The organism is Cuneatibacter sp. NSJ-177, from assembly GCF_022867805.1.
Lineage (GTDB): Bacteria > Bacillota > Clostridia > Lachnospirales > Lachnospiraceae > Pseudolachnospira.
In genome coordinates this window covers 63,223-81,963 of record NZ_JALIFO010000006.1, presented here as the reverse complement: position 1 = coordinate 81,963, position 18,741 = coordinate 63,223, and the positions used below count along the sequence as shown (strand labels likewise).

At 49.7% G+C, this 18,741-nt stretch carries 15 protein-coding genes and 1 CRISPR repeat array; of the genes, 6 read left to right on the top strand and 9 right to left on the bottom strand.

Translation table 11 applies throughout. The annotated features are described in order from the left end of the window. Positions 1-93: 93 nt before the first annotated feature. On the bottom strand, positions 94-1,758 hold the full coding sequence (locus tag MUB23_RS08340; protein WP_244799943.1) for a Na/Pi cotransporter family protein: 1,665 nt from the start codon (positions 1,756-1,758) through the stop codon (positions 94-96). Positions 1,759-1,939: 181 nt separating this feature from the next. Here MUB23_RS08340 and MUB23_RS08335 point away from each other — a divergent pair, with 181 nt between their 5' ends. Then, positions 1,940-2,464, top strand: a complete 525-nt coding sequence (locus tag MUB23_RS08335) for a hypothetical protein (protein WP_244799942.1) — start codon at positions 1,940-1,942, stop codon at positions 2,462-2,464. 160 nt (positions 2,465-2,624) lie between these two features. On the opposite strand, the gene htpG is transcribed toward MUB23_RS08335, so the two are convergent. Further along, the gene (gene htpG / locus MUB23_RS08330) at positions 2,625-4,544 is read right to left on the bottom strand and encodes a molecular chaperone HtpG (RefSeq protein WP_244799941.1); all 1,920 of its coding nucleotides are present in this window, start codon (positions 4,542-4,544) and stop codon (positions 2,625-2,627) included. A 418-nt stretch (positions 4,545-4,962) separates the two neighbouring features. Between htpG and MUB23_RS08325 the strand changes: the two genes are divergently transcribed. After that, positions 4,963-5,160 carry a cold shock domain-containing protein gene (locus MUB23_RS08325; RefSeq protein ID WP_244799940.1) on the top strand — a complete coding sequence of 66 codons (198 nt, stop codon included), beginning with the start codon at positions 4,963-4,965 and terminating at the stop codon, positions 5,158-5,160. A gap of 375 nt (positions 5,161-5,535) precedes the next feature. Here MUB23_RS08325 and MUB23_RS08320 read toward each other — a convergent pair whose 3' ends face one another. The 3 genes from MUB23_RS08320 to MUB23_RS08310 all read right to left on the bottom strand — a co-directional run bounded on the left by MUB23_RS08320 (position 5,536) and on the right by MUB23_RS08310 (position 7,426). Further along, positions 5,536-6,078, bottom strand: a complete 543-nt coding sequence (locus tag MUB23_RS08320) for an NADH peroxidase (protein WP_244799939.1) — start codon at positions 6,076-6,078, stop codon at positions 5,536-5,538. A 79-nt stretch (positions 6,079-6,157) separates the two neighbouring features. After that, a complete protein-coding gene (locus tag MUB23_RS08315; protein ID WP_244799938.1) occupies positions 6,158-6,550 on the bottom strand; it encodes a Fur family transcriptional regulator in 393 nt (130 codons plus the stop codon). A gap of 60 nt (positions 6,551-6,610) precedes the next feature. Beyond that, positions 6,611-7,426 (bottom strand): HAD family hydrolase, encoded by an 816-nt coding sequence (locus tag MUB23_RS08310; RefSeq protein WP_244799937.1) that lies wholly within the window; start codon positions 7,424-7,426, stop codon positions 6,611-6,613. Positions 7,427-7,647: 221 nt separating this feature from the next. On the opposite strand from MUB23_RS08310, the gene MUB23_RS08305 reads away from it, so the two are divergent. The 4 genes from MUB23_RS08305 (at position 7,648) to MUB23_RS08290 (ending at position 13,772) form a co-directional block, all read left to right on the top strand. Further along, positions 7,648-8,313 carry a phosphatase PAP2 family protein gene (locus MUB23_RS08305; protein ID WP_244799936.1) on the top strand — a complete coding sequence of 222 codons (666 nt, stop codon included), beginning with the start codon at positions 7,648-7,650 and terminating at the stop codon, positions 8,311-8,313. 227 nt (positions 8,314-8,540) lie between these two features. Beyond that, positions 8,541-9,245, top strand: coding sequence for an ABC transporter ATP-binding protein (locus MUB23_RS08300; protein WP_244799935.1), 705 nt, complete (start codon positions 8,541-8,543; stop codon positions 9,243-9,245). 4 nt (positions 9,246-9,249) lie between these two features. Next, the gene (locus MUB23_RS08295; RefSeq protein ID WP_244799933.1) at positions 9,250-12,603 is read left to right on the top strand and encodes an ABC transporter permease; all 3,354 of its coding nucleotides are present in this window, start codon (positions 9,250-9,252) and stop codon (positions 12,601-12,603) included. A 254-nt stretch (positions 12,604-12,857) separates the two neighbouring features. After that, positions 12,858-13,772 carry a DMT family transporter gene (locus MUB23_RS08290; protein WP_244801168.1) on the top strand — a complete coding sequence of 305 codons (915 nt, stop codon included), beginning with the start codon at positions 12,858-12,860 and terminating at the stop codon, positions 13,770-13,772. A 262-nt stretch (positions 13,773-14,034) separates the two neighbouring features. Here MUB23_RS08290 and MUB23_RS08285 read toward each other — a convergent pair whose 3' ends face one another. From MUB23_RS08285 to MUB23_RS08270, 4 genes are all read right to left on the bottom strand, one after another. After that, positions 14,035-14,967, bottom strand: a complete 933-nt coding sequence (locus tag MUB23_RS08285; RefSeq protein WP_244799931.1) for an AEC family transporter — start codon at positions 14,965-14,967, stop codon at positions 14,035-14,037. 199 nt (positions 14,968-15,166) lie between these two features. Further along, positions 15,167-15,817: a hypothetical protein gene (locus MUB23_RS08280; RefSeq protein ID WP_244799929.1), complete on the bottom strand. Its 651-nt coding sequence runs from the start codon at positions 15,815-15,817 to the stop codon at positions 15,167-15,169. Positions 15,818-15,861: 44 nt separating this feature from the next. Further along, the gene (locus MUB23_RS08275; protein ID WP_244799927.1) at positions 15,862-16,728 is read right to left on the bottom strand and encodes a DUF6282 family protein; all 867 of its coding nucleotides are present in this window, start codon (positions 16,726-16,728) and stop codon (positions 15,862-15,864) included. A 407-nt stretch (positions 16,729-17,135) separates the two neighbouring features. Next, positions 17,136-17,630: direct repeats of the CRISPR family, unit length 32 nt; unit sequence GTTTCAATCCACGCCCCACAAAGGGGCGACAC. A gap of 196 nt (positions 17,631-17,826) precedes the next feature. Further along, positions 17,827-18,570 (bottom strand): FadR/GntR family transcriptional regulator, encoded by a 744-nt coding sequence (locus MUB23_RS08270; RefSeq protein ID WP_244799925.1) that lies wholly within the window; start codon positions 18,568-18,570, stop codon positions 17,827-17,829. Between the last annotated feature and the right edge of the window lie 171 nt (positions 18,571-18,741).

Here is an 18,741-nt window from a genome sequence, read left to right as displayed (position 1 = left end):
ACGGATGCCAACGGAATTCCTCCTCACCTTTCCGAAAAAGGACGAAAAATAAAAGCCGCAGCGGACCTTCCTCCCGCCTGCGGCTTTCTTAAATTATTTTTTCTTTTTCAGCTCCGCAGCCACATAACCTGCGATATTTTCAGCATGGTCACAGATTCGCTCCAGATTACTGATGGAGTCCAGGAAGATCACTCCCGCATGGGCCTTACAATCCCCGGTGGACAACCGGTTGATGTGCTCGGCGCGGAACTGTTCTTCGTAGGCGTCCACCTTTTCCTCCAATTCTTCCACGGTTTCCACATTGCACATCCGGAACTGGGCGCGGGCCAGGAACGCATGCTCCAGGGCCTCCATCACGCTGTCTCCCATCACCTTCAATTCCTTGAGAGCCATCGGGGAAAACTCTAAACCGTTGCGGATCCGGGTCTGAGCCAGCTCGGCCAGATTTTCCGCATGGTCTCCGATCCGTTCCAGGTCGTTGATGGTGTACAGCAGGTTCCTCAGCTGCATAGACTGACTGTCGTTTAAGGATAGATTGTTCAGCTTTACCATGTATTCCGTGAGAATGGTTTCCAGCTGATCAATCTCCTCCTCTTTTTTCAGCACAACTTTGATTGCTTCTTCATCGGAAGTCTGCAAAGCGTGAATCGCCGTCTGCACGTTGTCCAGACATACCGCGCCCATGGCCAAAACTTCATGGGTGGCCGCCTCCAGGGCGAACGCCGGGGTATCGGAACGGTATTCGGCCAGTCTCTGCTTCACATCCTGAATCGGATCGGCCTTTTCTTCCGGCTTTTCCGGGAGAAGTTTTTCGGACAATTTGACCAGCTTACCTGCAAACGGGAACAAAATCAACGTGTTGGTAATGTTAAACACCGTATGGAAGACGGAAATCTGGACGCTGTTGATGGTCCTGGGTCCAAAATCCGGCAGCAAGGAAAATACCGTGAAACCGATGATTCCAAAGATCACGGCTCCGATCACGTTAAACATCAAGTGCATCACAGCGGCCCGCTTAGCCGTCTTATGACCTCCGGCGCTGGCCAGCAGGGCGGTCACACAGGTACCGATATTCTGACCCAGCGTGATATAGACAGCAGAGTTCCAGGTAACCACGCCGTTTTTCGCCAAGGTCTGCAAAATACCGACGGAGGCGGAGGAACTCTGGATGACCGCGGTCACCAACATACCAGCTAAAATTCCCAAAATCGGATTTTTTCCTAAAAAGGTAAACGCCGAGGCAAAGATCGGCGCGTCCCGATATGGCTCAATGGCGCCGGACATAAAACTGAGTCCGACAAACAGGATACCAAAACCCAACAAAATTTCACCGGTCAGCTTTTTCCCGGATTTTTTACAAAACATCAGCATCAAAGCGCCGATTCCGATCAAGAGCGGGGCAAAAAATTCCGGCTTCATCACGCTTCCCCACTCGCTCATCGATACCAGCCAGCTGGTGACCGTCGTACCGATGTTGGCGCCCATGATCACGCCAATCGCCTGGTTCAGATTCATCAGGCCGGCATTGACAAAGCCTACCACCATGACAGTGGTCGCCGAAGAACTCTGGATCACCGCTGTGATCAGGGCGCCTGCCAGTACGCCCATCAGACGGTTATTGGTCAAAATCTCCAGCCACCGTTTCATCTTTCCTCCGGCGGACTGCTGGAGTCCTTCCGCCATCGTATTCATTCCATAGAGGAACATGCCCAATCCACCGACGAATTGAAACAGCATGCCTACATCCGAAATCGTCATCTTCTTTCCCCTTATCTTTTTCCTATCTTTTCTCTTTTCAACGATTTTATTATAGCACCCTTTTGTAAAATCTGTGTAAAGCCCTGCACGGATTCCAGTAAAAATTGCGCAAATATTTCTGTCCTGGAACCGAACTCCCGTGCCGGGAATAAAATAAGGAAAGAAACTTTACGGAGGATATATGAGCGATATTTTACATTATCTGCCGGTTTTGCTCGTCAGCATCGGGATGAATATCCTGCTGGGGCTTTATTATAAAATTGGGATCAACCGGTTAAGCTTTGACTTGAAGATCCTTCTCAACGGAGTAATCAAAGCCGGTATCATCGGCATTGTATTTATTGGAATGGCCTTTTGTTTCGACCGGGTGGATTTATCGTCCCTGGGCGTCAACCCCTGTATCTTTATGCACTCCGCCATCTTCCTCTACATGGGGAAGGCAATGAGTAATCTGGCGAAGATCCTTGGAGTGCAGGTGAAAAAGCCCTCGCAAAACGAAGAAAGCCCAGGATCTGTCCTGGCGGATGCCGCAGACGCGGCCGCCTCCGCGCTGACCGAACCTATCTCTGCGGCTCTGGATACTTCCGATACGGATTCCAAGCTTTCCACGGCGGACGGGATGGACTCCGCAGCCGCAACCGGAGATCCGGCGCTTCCGGCAAAGGAATCAGCTTCTTCTGCGGATAAGACACCGGCGCTTCCCTAAGACAAAAGCAGAGCTGCCACTCTTACAGAGGGAACCTCTGTTTTGGCGGCAGCTCTTATCTTTTTTTATTGCGCTCCTCCGTCGCTCCATAAAAAGGACGGGAAGTCTGAACTCCGTTTCGCTCCGTTTGGACAAAAATATCTGCTTCGCAGCTATTTTTTTATTTTGTCAGGAGCATCAGGATTTCATTGCTTCTGGCTACAAACTCGGACATCTCCTCCGCGGTCAGGGGCGCATGGCTGATCCGGGCCAGGTCATAAAGCTGTTTGCAGATCATCGGCACATGCCCGGACTCCTTCTGCTCACGTACAAACTTCACCAGGGCGTTGTTTGCGTTCAGCACCAAGGTCTCATCCGCTCCGGAGGCCATATCGGCCATCCCGTACATTTTCATCATTTCCTGCATCCGGCGGCCTTCTTCGGAAAGAGTGATCATGGCGGAAAGTTTCTCATCTTTCAGATTTTCCACTTTCACAGAAAGCTTTTCCTTGCCCAGCGCATCCTGGAAAATCTTGGTCAGCTCTTCGGTTTCCGCTTTTTGCTCCTCTTCCGTCTTTTCTTCTCCCTCCGCCTTGAAGGAATCAGTCACCTCCGCGTCGATCCGGCGGAACTTGACTCCTTCGTTCTTCTGCTCCAACATGGTGATGAACGGGGAATCAATGTTGGACGGCAGAATCACAGCGTTAAGGCCTGCTTCCTTGTACATTTTCACGTACTGCCCCTGCTGCAGCTCGTCGGTTACATAGACGATATTCTTGTTGTCGCCCTCAGTCAAGTCCGCAAAGGTCTGATACTTCCCATCCAGATTCTTGAACAGGATGCTGCTCTTCATCTTATCGTAGAACTTGTCATCCTTCAGGCAGCCGAACTTGATGAACGGATGGATGTCGTCCCAGTATTTTTCATAGTTCTCCCGGTCCGTATTGCACATGCCGGTCAGCTTATCCGCCACCTTCTTCGTGATGTAATCGGATACCTTACGGACAAACCCATCGTTCTGCAAAGCGCTGCGGGATACGTTCAGCGGCAGATCCGGACAATCGATGACGCCCTTCAGGAGCATCAAAAATTCCGGAATCACTTCCTTAATATTATCAGCGATGAAAACGCGGTTGTTATAAAGCTTAATCGTACCTTCCAGAGAATCGTACTCCGTGTTGATCTTCGGGAAGTACAAAATTCCTTTCAGATTGAAAGGATAATCCATATTCAGGTGAATCCAGAACAGAGGCTCCTTGAAATCCAGGAAAACCTTGCGGTAGAACTCCCGGTACTCTTCCTCGGTGCAGTCGTTGGGATGCTTCGTCCAGAGCGGATTCGTATCGCTGAGGGACTGAGGGATTTTCTTTTCCTCTTTTTTATCTTCCTCTTCCTTCTCCTCCGTCTCTTCTGCCGGTTCCGTCTCCACGGTCTCCACCGACGCTTCTTCCTGGGCTTTCTCCCACTCCGCGTTGGTGTAGAGGTAGATTTCTACGGGCATGAAAGAACAATATTTGTTGATGATCTCTCTGGCCCGGTACTCTTTTGCAAATTCTGCGCTGTCGGAATTCAGATATAAGGTGATCTCGGTCCCGACTTCCCGCCGGGTTCCTTCGCTCATCGTATACTCGGTGCCGCCGGTGCACTCCCAAAATACCGGCTCGGCGCCCTCCTGATAGGACAAGGTGTCAATGGTCACCCGGTCGGCCACCATAAATGCGGAATAAAATCCCAGCCCAAAATGGCCGATGATCTGATCCTCGTTAGTTTTATCCTTGTACTGCTCCAAAAAAGCAGTCGCCCCGGAGAAAGCAATTTGGTTAATGTACTTCTCCACCTCATCTGCGGTCATTCCTAAACCGGTGTCGAGGAAACGGATCGTCTTTGCCTCTTCATCCAGAATCACGTCGACTTTCTGCTTCGCGCCCTCCGGGAAGGTGTATTCTCCCATCCCCTCCAGCTTTTTCAGCTTGGTCACGGCGTCGCATCCGTTCGAGATCAGTTCACGGAAAAAAATATCATGGTCGGAATACAGCCATTTTTTAATGATTGGAAAAATGTTTTCACTGTTGATTGAAAGACTTCCCTGTTTTTTGCACATAAAAAAACATCTCCTTTTCTTTCTTCTCTCTTCAAACTCAGCATGGATACCATACTCAGAACCGGCCCCGGCGCATTTTTTCATCCCGCGCCGCCGCCATGGAGATCTTCCGACTCCGTCATGGCCCGCCTGCTCTGCCTTGCTACGTTTCCTTATAAAATATAGTACAAACTTTTATAAAAGTCAATAAAATAATTGTAAACATTTTATTTACCAATTTAGACCTAAAATCCACCTGTTTTCGACACTTTTCTATGCCGTTTTCCTCTATTCCCCTTGTATTTTATAGTATTTTAAAAGGAATTCATATTTTCTTCATAATTTGTTTGACTTTATATGAAAACCATGATATTGTAAGGATAGTTGCAAGAAGCAACTGGACCTACTATCTATTTTCTATTATTTTTGGAGGTATCGCATGAGAGGTACAGTAAAATGGTTTAACAACCAAAAGGGTTACGGATTTATTTCCGACGCCGAGGGCAATGACGTATTTGTGCATTACTCTGGTCTGAACATGGAAGGCTTCAAGTCCCTGGATGAGGGCGCGGAAGTCGAGTTCGACGTAGTAAATGGTGCAAAGGGACCCCAGGCTACCAACGTAACGAAGTTATAATCCGTGTAAAGGCCTGTACCTTTCATTACAGAAGGTAAAACAGCTTTTTCACTACCGTTTTCCATCACGGCGGACGCCGATGAAGTGTAAAGCGCAAGAGAATAACAGATTGTTCGTTGTAAGGGAGTGCGGCAGTCATCCGTGCTCCCTTTTCCCATGCCCGGCGGCCGATTCTTCCGCTCAAGTATCCGGCCATCGATTCTCTGGGATGAACGTTCTGATCTGCCGCGGACAGCCCTGGTACCAGGATCGCATCCAGAGTATGCTGCCGTAGAAAGTCCACGCTTTATAACATCAACCGATAGAAGCAGAAAGAGTCCCGAATAACGGAACTCTTTCTGCTTCTATCGCATTCTTTTCGAAATAAGGATTCGATTAGCCAAAGTATCTCTTCAGCAGGCCGGCAAATGCTTTTCCGTGGCGTGCTTCGTCTCTGGCCATCTCATGTACCGTGTCATGGATCGCATCCAGATTAGCCGCTTTCGCTCTCTTTGCCAGGTCAAACTTGCCTGCGGTCGCGCCGTTCTCGGCTTCCACTCTCATCTCCAGGTTCTTCTTGGTGCTGTCGGTGACAACTTCACCCAGCAGCTCGGCAAACTTTGCAGCGTGCTCCGCCTCTTCATAAGCGGCTTTCTCCCAGTACAGGCCGATCTCCGGATAGCCCTCTCTGTGAGCAACGCGAGCCATCGCCAGATACATGCCAACTTCGCTGCACTCACCCTGGAAGTTCGCTCTCAGATCAGCCAGAATATCTTCGCTGACGCCCTGTGCTACGCCAACTACATGCTCAGCCGCCCAAGTCATCTCACCACTCTGCTCTTTAAACTTGCTGGCCGGTGCGCCGCACTGAGGACATTTCTCCGGAGCAGCTTCGCCTTCGTAAACATATCCACAAACTTCACATACAAACTTTTTCATTCTGATGATCTCCTTTTCATTTTATAATTAGTAATAATTATCATTTCTGTTTTTAATCTATCACAGAACCTCTGCTTTGTCAACTACTTTTTTCCATTTTTTTCCTGCATTCCCGGCAGGTCCCATGAAACAACACCGTGTAACCGTCCACCTCTTCCGGAAAATCCGCTCCGATCAGCACTTTGGAAGTGGGAACCTGGTCCATCGGCACATCCATGACACAGCCGCAGGCCGTACAGTGATAGTGATAATGGGGCGCTACATTCGCATCATACCGCTCCACACCGTCCCCGCAGCAAATCTTTTGAATCTCTCCCAGAGAAGTCAAGAGAGAAAGATTCCGGTAAACGGTTCCCAGGCTGATTTTCGGATTGCTCTCCCGGACGCTTAAGTAAACTGCTTCTGCTGTGGGGTGATCGGTCCGGGTCATCAAAAAATCTTTGATCGCCTCCCGTTGCCTACTATACTTCATCCTACCAAGCATCCTTTCTTTATAATAATAAGAATAATTATCATTATAAAGACTTTTCTGCTATCTGTCAAGAATATTTTTTCTGAGAAACTCCGCGGCGCCCGCCTGCTCACAGTCCGGAATCACCAGCCTTGCAGCGGTTTTCGCCTCTTTTGTCCCATTTTCCATCGCCGCCGAGATACCGGCGAACTGGAGCATGGTGATATCGTTTTCATTATCCCCCATGGCTAAAATTTCCGATGATGACAGCAAAAGATGGTGGGCCAGCCAACGAAGCGCCGTTCCTTTGTCCGCATTCCGGTGATTCACTTCCAAATTCCAAGGAGAGGACGAAGTCAATAAAATGTTGGAGTGCCTTTGCAGGTCCCGCCGCAGCGTTTCCCTCATCCCCTCCTCGTGAACCGCAATAAATATTTTTTCCACATCCAGGCCGTTTCTCTCCAAGAAATCTGCCAGATCGTTTCTGGGATTCTGGCGGAAAATCGTCATCCGCGGCCGGTAATACTGTTCGAGGTAGGAAGGGAGCCGGCTCCAGTTATAGATTCTGTTGTCGGAGTAAACGCAGCTGTAAATCCCCTGGTCTTTCAGCTTCCGCAAGATACCGGCCGCCTCCCCCGCAGGAATCAGCGTGCGGTTTAGGATCTGATCCCGATACAGGTCCAAAATCACTGCTCCATTGGACGATATGACATACCGAAGTCCGGAAAGGGAAAGAATTTCCGGCGGAATGGCGGCATAAGAACGCCCGGTCACCGGCACTACAAAAATCCCCTGATCCAGCGCTTCCTGTAAGGCGTCCAGCACCGGCTCCGGAATTGCCTTCCCGTAAGGGATCAGGGTTCCATCCAAATCAGTTGCGATCAATTGTACCTTCATGTTCGTCTCCTTCTCTTCCTATCTTAGTATAACGGACTTGGATACGAAACGCAATCTGAGTTCCCCAAAAAAACAAAGAAGTCAAAATTTTCGCCGGTTAAGCGGGAAAATGGATTGTAGCCATGGAAATTTTATGCTATAGTGAAACAGGTCATGCGCAAAAGACAAAATTTATCTGAGAGTGCCGCTGCCTAACCAATTTCTGAAAGAAGGATTGTTCCATGCGCTTCACGCCAAAAAGAAGAATACCGAAAAACGCCTGGCTGCCGCTGCTGATCATCCTGATCACCCACACGGCAACTTATTATATTCCCATGGTATTGACCGCGGGCTACTACCATTATGATCTGACGACGGCTCTGGACCGGGCGATCCCGTTTCTAACCATTTCCATCATCCCTTACGTGCTGACCTACCCATACTGGTACTTCGGCTTTCTGCTGGCAGGGACCCTGGAAAACAAACATTTTTTCCATATTTTTGTTGCGATCGAGCTGCTGCATGTCACCACCTTTTTTATTTTTCTGTTTTTCCCCACCACCGTAGTGAGGCCGGAGGTGACCGCCGATACACTCTGCGGCTGGCTGACCACGCTGATTTACACAATGGATCAGCCCACCAACCTTTTTCCGTCCATGCACTGCTATGCCAGTTGGATGCTTTGGATCAGTGTCCGGGGCCAGAAGGATATTCCCCTCTGGTACCGGAGGTTCGCCTTAATCTTTGCCATCATCATCTGTATCTGTACGCAGACCATCAAGCAGCATTATCTGCCGGACATGATTGCAGGCGTCGCCCTGGCCGAGCTCTTTTACTGGGCGGTCGGAAAGACCCGGCTCCCGGAAAAGGCACAAGCGTTTTTTTCCCGGCATCTCCTCTTTCGATAGAGGCATCCTCTCCTTATTTTGCCTAACACCTGATTATCCTGGAAATCCGCGAATGATTTCCAGGATAACGTATATCTAGGCTTTTTCCGGCGTCCGTGTCAGATAAATTCCATTTTTTATAATATCGATTTTTTCCTTTATACTATTTTAGAAAAACTTTACAGCTACCAAAAATGAAAAATGCTATAATAAACATACGATAAAAGGTTTTAGAGAGGGGTTCGGTTATGGCCGCTTTTGTGGAATTAAAGCAGGTGAAAAAAATCTATCAGATGGGGGAAGTCCAGATTTCCGCCGTGGACGGGATCGACTTTTCCATTGAAAAGGGAGAGTTTGTCGTGATTGTCGGGCCAAGCGGCGCAGGCAAGACGACGGTTTTAAATATTCTCGGCGGCATGGACCGCGCCACCAGCGGAGAAATCTGGGTGGATGGAGTCAATGTGGCCACCCTGAGCAGCAGGCAGCTGATCGGTTACCGCCGGGAGGATATCGGATTTGTGTTTCAATTTTACAATTTGATCCAAAATCTGACCGCCCTGGAAAATGTTGAGCTGGCGCTGCAAATCTGCAAGAATCCTCTTAACGCCGCCGATGTTTTATCCGAGGTAGGGCTGGAAGGACGTCTGAAAAATTTCCCAGCGCAGCTTTCCGGCGGCGAGCAGCAGCGCGTCGCCATCGCCCGCGCCCTGGCCAAGAATCCCAAACTCCTTCTATGCGACGAACCTACCGGAGCCCTGGATTATCAGACCGGAAAATCCATCTTGAAACTATTGCAGGATACCTGCCACAACATGAATATGACCGTCATTGTAATCACACACAATTCTGCCATTGCTCCCATGGCCGACCGGATTATTGAGATTAAAAACGGGCTGGTAAGCCGGATTCGCCAAAACGAAAATCCCAGGCCAGTAGAAGAAATCGAGTGGTGATTCTATGAAGCAGGCACAAAGAAAAGATTTTTTTCGCGAAATCAGGAAAAGCTGGAACCGCTGGCTCTCTCTTCTTTTTATTGTAGCGCTGGGAGTAGCCTTTTTTTCCGGCGTCCGCTCCTCTGAGCCGGACATGCGGCTTTCCGCCGACCGGCTGTATGACCAAACGAATTTTATGGATATCCGTATCCTGGGGACCTTGGGCGTCACGGACGATGATCTGAAAGCCATCCGGGAAATTCCCGGCGTCAAAGATGCAGAGGCCGCATCTTCTCTGGAAGCGTTGGCCGACGACGGGGAAGAAGAGCTGGTTCTCCAAGTCTCCTCTTTGACTGAACGGGTAAATCTTCCCACTTTACTGGACGGACGGCTGCCGGAAACCACATCGGAATGTCTGATCGACACCACACTTTCCGATGTATACCCGATCGGCAGCACCATTGCTCTCTATGATGACAAGAAAAAAGAAGACGAGGACTCCGGGGAAGGCAGCCTGGCCGATACGCTTGAGAAGACGGAATTCACCGTAGTCGGACACATGACCAGCTCCTACTACCTCACCTTTGACCGCGGCACCGCCTCCATCGGGGACGGTCACATCGACGGTCTGCTTTTTGTGCTGCCGGAAACGTTTACCGAGGATTACCATACGGTGATCTACGCGACGGTGGAAGGGGCTGCGGCCCTTACGGCGATGAGCGAAACCTATGACAACCAGATTCAAAGCGTCACCGACGAAATCGAAAAAATTGCCGATGCGCGCTGTGAAATCCGCTATCAATCCATTCTGGACGAAGCCAATGAAAAGCTGGAGGACGGAAAAAAAGAATTGGCGGACGCCAAGGAAGAAGCGGAAACGGAACTGGGGGACGCGCTAAAAGACCTGCAGGATGGGGAAGCCGAGCTGGAGGACGCCAAAACCACTCTGGCAGAAAAGGAGCAGGAACTGGAGGACGGCAGGCAGGAGATTGCCGATGCCAAGAAAAAGCTGAAAAAATCCAGAGAAGAGCTGGACAACGGCTGGAAACAATACAATACCGGCAAGGAGGCCCTGGCGGACAGTGAGCGCGATCTGACCCAGGCCAAGGAACAGTTGGAGCCCAAGGAGCAAGAGTTGGCTGCGGGCTGGGAGGCTTATCAAACCGGTAAATCCGAATATGACACCAATGCCGCTCAACTGGAATCTTTAAAGGGGCAGAAAGATCAGCTGGAGGTGGCTTTGACCGCACAGGGGATCGATCCCTCACAAAGTGCCGACTATCTGACCCTGGCGGGAACCATCGCCCAGATGGAACCGGCGCTGGCCGGAGCAAAAAAACAACTGGATGAAACCTATTCCACCCTCTCGGATTCCCAGGATCAAATGGACGCCGCCAAGGCGCAGATTGCGGAGGGGGAAGCCCAGCTCACCGCTGGAAAAGAAGAACTGGACGCTTCCTATGCGAAGCTTCAGGACGGCGAGGATCAGTACCAGGATGGGAAAAACGCTTTAGAGGAAGCCAAAGCCAAGATCGAAGACGGCGAGCAGCAAATCGAGGACGCGAAGACAGAGATTGCCGACGCGGAAAAAGAACTGGAAGATGGCTGGAAGGACTATGAAGACGGACAGAAAGAGGCGGACGAAAAAATCGCCGATGCGGAACAGAAATTAAAGGACGCGGAGGACGAGATCTCCGATATCAAATATCCGGAATGGTACGTTTTAGACCGGAATTCCGTTCAGACTTATGTGGAATATGATTTGGACGCGCAGCGGATCGGCGCCATCGGCAAAGTATTTCCGGCCATCTTCTTCCTGGTGGCTGCCCTGGTCAGCCTGACCACCATGACTCGTATGGTGGAAGACGACCGGACTCAGATTGGTACGATGAAGGCGCTTGGATACTCCAAAAACTCGATTGCGGCTAAATACATTCTGTACGCGCTTTCCGCCACCTTGCTGGGGAGCCTCCTCGGCGTCGTGGCCGGCAGCCAGATCCTTCCGCGGGTGATCATGTCGGCCTACGGAATCTTATATGTGAACCTGAAGGAGTATGTGGTCCCCATTCAGACCAACTATGCCCTGATGAGCACGGCCCTGGCCGTTTTGTGCACCGTGGCGGCCACGGTGGCGGCCTGCTACCGGGAATTGACGTCCACTCCGGCCCAGCTGATGCGCCCGGTGGCGCCGAAGGAAGGACGGCGGGTACTCCTGGAATATATTCCTTTTATCTGGAAGCGCCTCGGTTTTACCAGCAAATCCACGGTCCGGAACCTGATCCGTTATAAGAAGCGTTTCTTTATGACCGTGTTCGGCATCGGAGGCTGCATGGCTCTCCTGATGGTCGGCTTTGGGCTGCGGGATTCCATTGCCAAAATCGCTGACAACCAATACTCAACGGTTTTCACCTACGACGCCACATTGAACATCGACTCCGATTTTGATCCGGAATCCACGGAGGAGATGGTGAAGCAGTATTCTCAAATCCATGAAACTCTGCCGATTTATCAGATTGCCAAGGATGCGGGATATGGATCAACGACAAAGGAAGCCACTCTTTTTGTACCGGAAAGATTGGACTCCCTCGGCGATTTCGTGAATTTGAAGAACCGGGTTTCCAAAGAGCACTACACGCTCAGCGATGATGGCGTTATCATAACAGAAAAGCTGGCGCGGATGCTGGATGTCTCTGTTGGCGACACCATCTCCCTTGCCGAGGAGGAAACCAGCACTGTGGACGTGACGGTAACGGCAATCGTGGAAAATTACCTGCATCATTATGTCTATATGACCCCGGCCCTCTATGAAAAACTATATGGAAAGACGCCGGAGTACAACACGCTGCTGATGACGACGGAAACCATGGAATCCCCGCAGGAGAATGATCTCGCCGCCAAACTGATCTCCCACGATGAGATCCTGTCGGTCTCTTTCATCCGCAGCCTTCAGGCTACGGTCGACGATATGATGAGAAGCCTTGATTTGGTAATCTGGGTTTTGATCATATCCGCCGGACTGCTTGCCTTTGTGGTGCTCTACAACCTGAACAATATCAACATCTCGGAACGACGCAGAGAACTTGCCACGTTGAAAGTCCTTGGCTTTTACGACGGGGAAGTGGCCAGCTATGTGTACCGGGAAAACATTCTGCTGACCATCCTGGGAATCGGCGCCGGGATGCTGCTTGGCGTTGGGCTTCACAAATTCCTGATTCGGACTGTGGAGATTGATATGCTGATGTTCGGGCAAACCATCCAGCCTCCCAGCTACCTGTACAGCAGTCTTTTGACCGTGGTCTTTTCTGTGCTGGTCAATTTGCTTGTATTCTTCAAACTTCGGAAGATTGATATGATTGAATCGCTGAAAAGCGTGGAATAAAAAATTCACCGTCTCGGATCCGGATGTACCGGCCCCCAAAAGTTAGACCTGTAAATCTAACGATTGGAGGCCGGTATTTTTATGCCGCTCCATAAAAAGGACGGGAAGTCCGAACTCCGCTTTGCTCCGTTTGGACAAAAATATCTGCTTCGCAGCTATTTTTTATTTTCCTCTTTTCTCTTTCTGAAATTTGTTCTATAATGAATCGGTGTAAATTTTTCCGATCAGGAGCGTTTGATATGAAAACAAAAGAAATCCCGCTTAAAAACTCCCTGTATCTTCTGTTTACGGCAACGATCTGGGGCATTGCTTTTGTGGCGCAGAGTGTCGGAATGGAATATCTCGGCCCGTTTACCTTTAACAGTGTCCGCTGCCTGATCGGCGGAGCAGTGCTGCTGCCGCTGATCTGGGTCCGTGAGAAAAAAGCAGTCTGGATTCAGGCCTCCGACACAGCGGAGCAAAAACGAATTCGAAAAAAGAATCTGGTGAGCGGAGGAATCTGCTGCGGTCTTCTTCTCTTTCTCGCCAGCAATTTCCAGCAGTTTGGTATTCAGTACACCACTGTCGGAAAAGCCGGATTTATCACCGCCTGCTACATTGTAATCGTACCGGTCCTCGGCTTATTTCTCGGTAAAAAATGCAGCCCATTTCTTTGGGCCGCGGTCTTTCTGGCGCTGACCGGATTGTATCTCCTCTGCATCACCGATGGATTTTCCATCGGTCTTGGGGATCTCTTAGTCCTGGTCTGTGCTTTGCTGTTCTCTTTTCATATTTTAGTCATCGACCATTTTTCCCCGCTGGCCGACGGAGTAAAAATGTCCTGTATCCAATTTTTCATCTGCGGGATTTTGTCCGGAATCGCAGCCCTTTTTACGGAGAGCCTGGAGGTCTCCGCTCTCTTCGACGCCTGGGTGCCGCTACTTTATGCGGGCGTACTGTCCTGCGGCGTCGCGTATACGCTCCAGATCGTCGGGCAAAGAGGAATGAATCCAACTGTGGCCTCGCTGATCTTAAGTCTGGAATCTTGTATCTCCGTACTGGCGGGTTGGATCCTGCTGGGCCAAAAATTGAGCAGCAGGGAGATTTTCGGATGCGCCGTTATGTTTGCCGCAATTGTATTGGCTCAGCTTCCGCAAAAAAGACGGACCGCCCAAGAAGAAAAGAAATAAAGTTCCCTTTTCTTTTCCTCTGTCTGCCAAACACGGCCGAGATCCTGTGACAATCGAAAAATGCGATCCCCATCCGGATGATACCAACATCACGGTAGAGGGAACGCATTTTTCATTTTATTAGAATTCCCTTGGAATTTCATCGAAACAAGGGCTTCACTATGGAAGTGCAGAATCTGCCCCTAGGGTGCGCAAATGCCAAGCAAGATGTCGCTGACACGACGCATTTGCGGCACAGTATTTCGCAAAGAGAAATTCTTTCTCATAGAAAACCTTGCAGAAAATTTTTGACTAAAATCATCATTGGGATGGTCAGGATCGACAGGATGGTCGACACAGCCAACAATTCCGTTGCATAGACATTATCCCGGTGGTATCGGAGCGCAAACAGAGTTCCCGTGGTTCCGGCCGGACAAGCTGCGCCCAAAAACACCGTCATGAGAGGCAGCTCCTCAAATCGAAACCAGAATGCGGCCAGGAAAAACAAAAGCGGGCAGAGAATCAGCTTGATCAAGCTGATCCAATAAATTCTAACCTTAATCAACATTTTTTTAATATCAGTTTCCGCCAGGGATGCGCCGGCTACCAGCATGGCCAGCGGCGTATTCATATCTCCGATCGCGCACATCGGGTTCAGCAAAATGTCCGGCAGATGGATCCTGCCGAAAAAGCAGATCACTCCCAGCAGAACGCCGATTACCATCGGGCTGAACAGATTCCGGACTGCCTGCCGGAAATTCTTATTCCCGCTGACCAGGCTGACTCCCTGGGTCCACGTAAATAGATTAAAAACCGTCATGTAAACCGTCATGTAAAAAACTCCCTGCTGTCCAAACAGCGCATTCAATAAGGGGAGTCCGATGTAGCCGCAATTCGAATAGATCACGCAGATTCGTTCAATTTCCCGGTCATAATTTCCGCTTTTCCGGATCACAAACCGGGTCATAAAGATGGTCAAAAGGAAGGACAGGACCGACAGGAGAAATGTTTGGATCCAGCCGCTCATCAACTGAGTGGTAAAATCCATCTGATAGGACACGAATACTAAAAAAGGAGCCACGAACATCAGCAGCAGATTGGAAAGCCCTCGGTTCATCTCGGAGGTAATCAATCCACAGCGGTATAATACGACCCCCAGAACCAAAATCAAAAACATCTCAACAATTTTTTCCAGTGAAATTAACGCTAAATCCATCTTTTCATCCTGACCTTCCCCTGCAAACACCACCGGCATATTGATAAAAGCGCGGCAGACTGCCGCGCCTCCTTAGTATACCGCAATGTTTCCTCCCTGTAAATATAGCGATCTGATTTATACGCTATTTCCGGCAATCTTCTCCTTTTTACCAGAAGCTGCTGCCAGAAAATCACGAAGATCCCACAAAGTACCCCTGCTATCGGCTGGAGAAGGGAAACTGCAAGATCAGCGATATACTGGAAGCCAGAAGAAAACGCTGCTGAATCCAAGTCGGTTTTGTCAACAGAAACTGCTCCGCAAAGAAAGAAGGCAGAATCAAACCAGCTATAGTAGTTCCCACCACGTTCAAATTTTCCAGAGGGGATCCGTTTATCAAAAGCGCAGGCAGAAATACAAAAAGATATGGCAGAATAAGAGCACTAAGCGACATTTTCATTGTGTGCCCGCAAACCTTCACGTAATTGACGTTTGTCATCTTCCCGGCAATAATCGTTGCAGGCGCCACCGGCCACGTCAGATTTGAAATCTTGGCGCTCCCATTCCAAACAGCAGCGTCCAAAACATTGTGATAATTAAGCTGAATACCTGCCTGTTCCGCCCCAAGCTTGAAATCATGCCGGCCAGGCAATTGGCAAGGCCCGTTGCCGTGATGCAGTTGGTCAGGGAACACTGGCCATCGCAGCCGCCACGCCGATACAGCTCTTCGCCCCTCTTTTTGAGATTCCGGAGTTTCCGTTTCTATGGAGATCGCTGTCCGGTGTTCGGATCCCGCCGCAATGGATCCTGTCTCCGCTGAACTACCAGTGATTCCAAAAGTCAAAAGACTGCAAAATCCTATCGCTAACACTCAATTCTATTTCGCCTTAGCATAACTTTGGTTCTCCTATCTTCCTATCGCTTCATACAGCCGCCTTGCAGCACGTTTCGAGGATTTTCCTGAATCATTACGACGAGTTCTTCTTCCGTGACACCGCATCTCAGTAGACCTTCCAGAAAGAGAAGCATTCCCTCCACCGGCTTTTCACCCGACGCCTGGCCCCGGTCAGTCGCCAAATAGATATGAGTGGCGCCAATCTTCCGAATACTTCCGGCAACATCCTCCACAGACGCCATGCGAAGGGCGATGTCCACCCAATCCTTTTCAATCATCACGCCCTCTCTGACAAAAAGCAGTTGATCTTCCACCGATATCCTTGTGTGATCATATTCGGGATGTGTCAGAATCATCTGAGCTCCAACCTCTTTTCCCGCCCGGCAAACCTTCCAAGATTCACGAAAGGACAGGTGTCCGGTGGAGACGCAGACCTGGTACTGCTTCGCAATCTCCAGGACTTCATATACCGAAGGAATCAAATTTCCTGATTCATCCAAAACAGAAATTCCCGGATGAGGACGGAAAACGCCTCGCCCAGCTCGTTCTATGCTGTTTTTTGCATCCCACGTCGGCATCCAAATCATCCTTGCCCCCAGACGGACTGCGCTTTCCACAGCATAAGGATTGATTCCGCCGACAGGAAGATTGAGAGCAATTCCGCCGTAAAGACGCGCCGTTCCGTTAAAAATATGATTCACGCTTTCTGCGCGGCCTCCGGTTGGCTCATAGTGATTTTTGATCAGTACCCCCGCCATTCCGGCCTTTTCCGCATCCATCAAGACATCCCAGTCGGTCACACTCCTTGCATCATGGGAAGGGGAAGCATGAACATGCAGGTCATAGGCCCCCTGAAGCAAATGAGCTGCTGTACTTCTGTAGTCCAAAGTTACCTCCTTACGCTGGTCTACCATGGTCAACCAGATATAAAAATTGTATCATGTCTGAAAGAAGATGTCAAGATTATGCCTTATTGTATTTTTATAATTTCGTTGATGGTTTTTTATTATTTAGGCTCTTACATCCTTATATATCTTCAAACAGAATCTTATCGAATATTTTAAAAAATATTTTTGATTTTATTATAAAAATTTGATATTAGTATTTGGGGACACTCTTTTGAAGTACGAAAAATAACCAGCGAGATCTGTATAAGCGCTGATATTTTCGATCCATCCCTCGCATAGGGGTGGAGCCAGAGAATGTATTGGTTGAATATGACTATGTATTGTTTCGACCCACGTTTCACACAGGGGCGACCTACTAAGGTATTGGCTGCAAAGCTAAATAAGGCGTTTCAATCTACGCCCCACACAGGGGCGGCCATATTCCCGGAGATATCGTTCCACTCAATAGTCGTTTCAATCCACGCCCCACAAAGGGGCGACACCGAAAGCTCCGGCGATCTGTAGGGCACTGTATTTCCGTTTCAATCCACGCCCCACAAAGGGGCGACACTCGGCTACCTTTTTCTCTGCCGACACTCGTTCCCGTTTCAATCCACGCCCCACAAAGGGGCGACACAACGCGCCTCGACCATTACTGACAAGGCGGACGCGGTTTCAATCCACGCCCCACAAAGGGGCGACACTGACCCAACATTATGCAGGGATGGAGCAGATTACGTTTCAATCCACGCCCCACAAAGGGGCGACACAAAATCCACATTTCAGGCATATCAGGCTGCATTTGTTTCAATCCACGCCCCACAAAGGGGCGACACATCTGCGGTATATCCGCTCATATGCTTTACGCGCGTTTCAATCCACGCCCCACAAAGGGGCGACACCGCAAATATAAATACAAATCCCCACATTACCCTCATATCCCAGTAAATTCCCTCTCAACTCCCAGGAATCACCCCAAGTTACCACACAATATTCCTCCATCCGCGACATCCCCGCCTCATATTCCAGTGCGAACCTCCCCTGTTTTCATGTTTGCTTCCCCTTCGCACCGGTCACTGCGGATTTTTCCATGAATTGTCAAACAAATCGGGAACCGCTGGTTTTCCACTCCATCATGCCTTTGTTTCTCTCCAAAGAATTCTCCAGATGAATCCGCATCTGCTCTTCGGCTTTCGCGCTGTCCTGGCCCAAAATTGCCTGGATGATCTCCCGGTGCTCGCTGTGCAGCGTATCCGGCCAGAGGGCATATGGGTGAAAATTCAAGGTCCCGTTCCCCAAAACGGAAAATACATTTCTGGACAGAGTGGACAGATATTTATAAATTTCCGTCAAGACCATATTGTCAGCTGCGTCCACGATGATATTGTGAATAATAATATTGTGCTGGTAATCCAGACTGTATTTTGCCTCGCTGTCCTCTCTCGACTGCAGTTGATCCACAAAGTCCAGCTCTTCCCGGAGTGCGGTGCAATGTCGCTCTGTCCGGTGCAGCGCAGCCAGCCCGGCCGCCTTGGGCTCCACCATCAAACGAACTTCCATGGATTGATTGTGAATGATCATCGGAGAATATCCGGACAGAAAATCCAGACCGCTGTCCAGCCCTTTGGAAGTTCCCTCTCCGACAAACATCCCCTGGCGCTCCCGGATCTCAATGATCCCCAGCGTTTCCAAGGAAATCAGCGCTTCCCGGAGCACACTGCGCTTCACATTAAATTTTTCACACAGTTCCCGCTCCGAAAAGATCTGGTCGTCCCGGACAATCTCTCCCTTTTTCAGACTGTCATAAATTTCCTTGATCAGCTCTGTCCTCTGCCTGTTCATACGTTTCTCCTATCTTCCCATGACATCCACAGCCATTCGGCTGCCGGCCTTCTTCTATGATCCCCTGGCCAATCACGGTCCATATCATAGTTTGTTTTCATTCAGAAACAGACCGGCGGCTCCCTTCAAATTTCCAGCCACATTCCGCTGATTCCCTGGTTTTCTAACCAC

Excerpts from the sequence above, each read along its gene's own strand:
- MUB23_RS08315 (WP_244799938.1), bottom strand. The coding sequence starts at position 6,550 with ATGAAGTATAGTAGGCAACGGGAGGCGATCAAAGATTTTTTGATGACC.
- MUB23_RS08335 (WP_244799942.1), top strand. The coding sequence starts at position 1,940 with ATGAGCGATATTTTACATTATCTGCCGGTTTTGCTCGTCAGCATCGGG.
- MUB23_RS08285 (WP_244799931.1), bottom strand. The coding sequence starts at position 14,967 with ATGGATTTAGCGTTAATTTCACTGGAAAAAATTGTTGAGATGTTTTTG.
- MUB23_RS08320 (WP_244799939.1), bottom strand. The coding sequence starts at position 6,078 with ATGAAAAAGTTTGTATGTGAAGTTTGTGGATATGTTTACGAAGGCGAA.
- MUB23_RS08270 (WP_244799925.1), bottom strand. The coding sequence starts at position 18,570 with ATGAACAGGCAGAGGACAGAGCTGATCAAGGAAATTTATGACAGTCTG.
- MUB23_RS08310 (WP_244799937.1), bottom strand. The coding sequence starts at position 7,426 with ATGAAGGTACAATTGATCGCAACTGATTTGGATGGAACCCTGATCCCT.
- MUB23_RS08325 (WP_244799940.1), top strand. The coding sequence starts at position 4,963 with ATGAGAGGTACAGTAAAATGGTTTAACAACCAAAAGGGTTACGGATTT.
- MUB23_RS08300 (WP_244799935.1), top strand. The coding sequence starts at position 8,541 with ATGGCCGCTTTTGTGGAATTAAAGCAGGTGAAAAAAATCTATCAGATG.
- htpG (WP_244799941.1), bottom strand. The coding sequence starts at position 4,544 with ATGTGCAAAAAACAGGGAAGTCTTTCAATCAACAGTGAAAACATTTTT.
- MUB23_RS08295 (WP_244799933.1), top strand. The coding sequence starts at position 9,250 with ATGAAGCAGGCACAAAGAAAAGATTTTTTTCGCGAAATCAGGAAAAGC.
- MUB23_RS08340 (WP_244799943.1), bottom strand. The coding sequence starts at position 1,758 with ATGACGATTTCGGATGTAGGCATGCTGTTTCAATTCGTCGGTGGATTG.
- MUB23_RS08305 (WP_244799936.1), top strand. The coding sequence starts at position 7,648 with ATGCGCTTCACGCCAAAAAGAAGAATACCGAAAAACGCCTGGCTGCCG.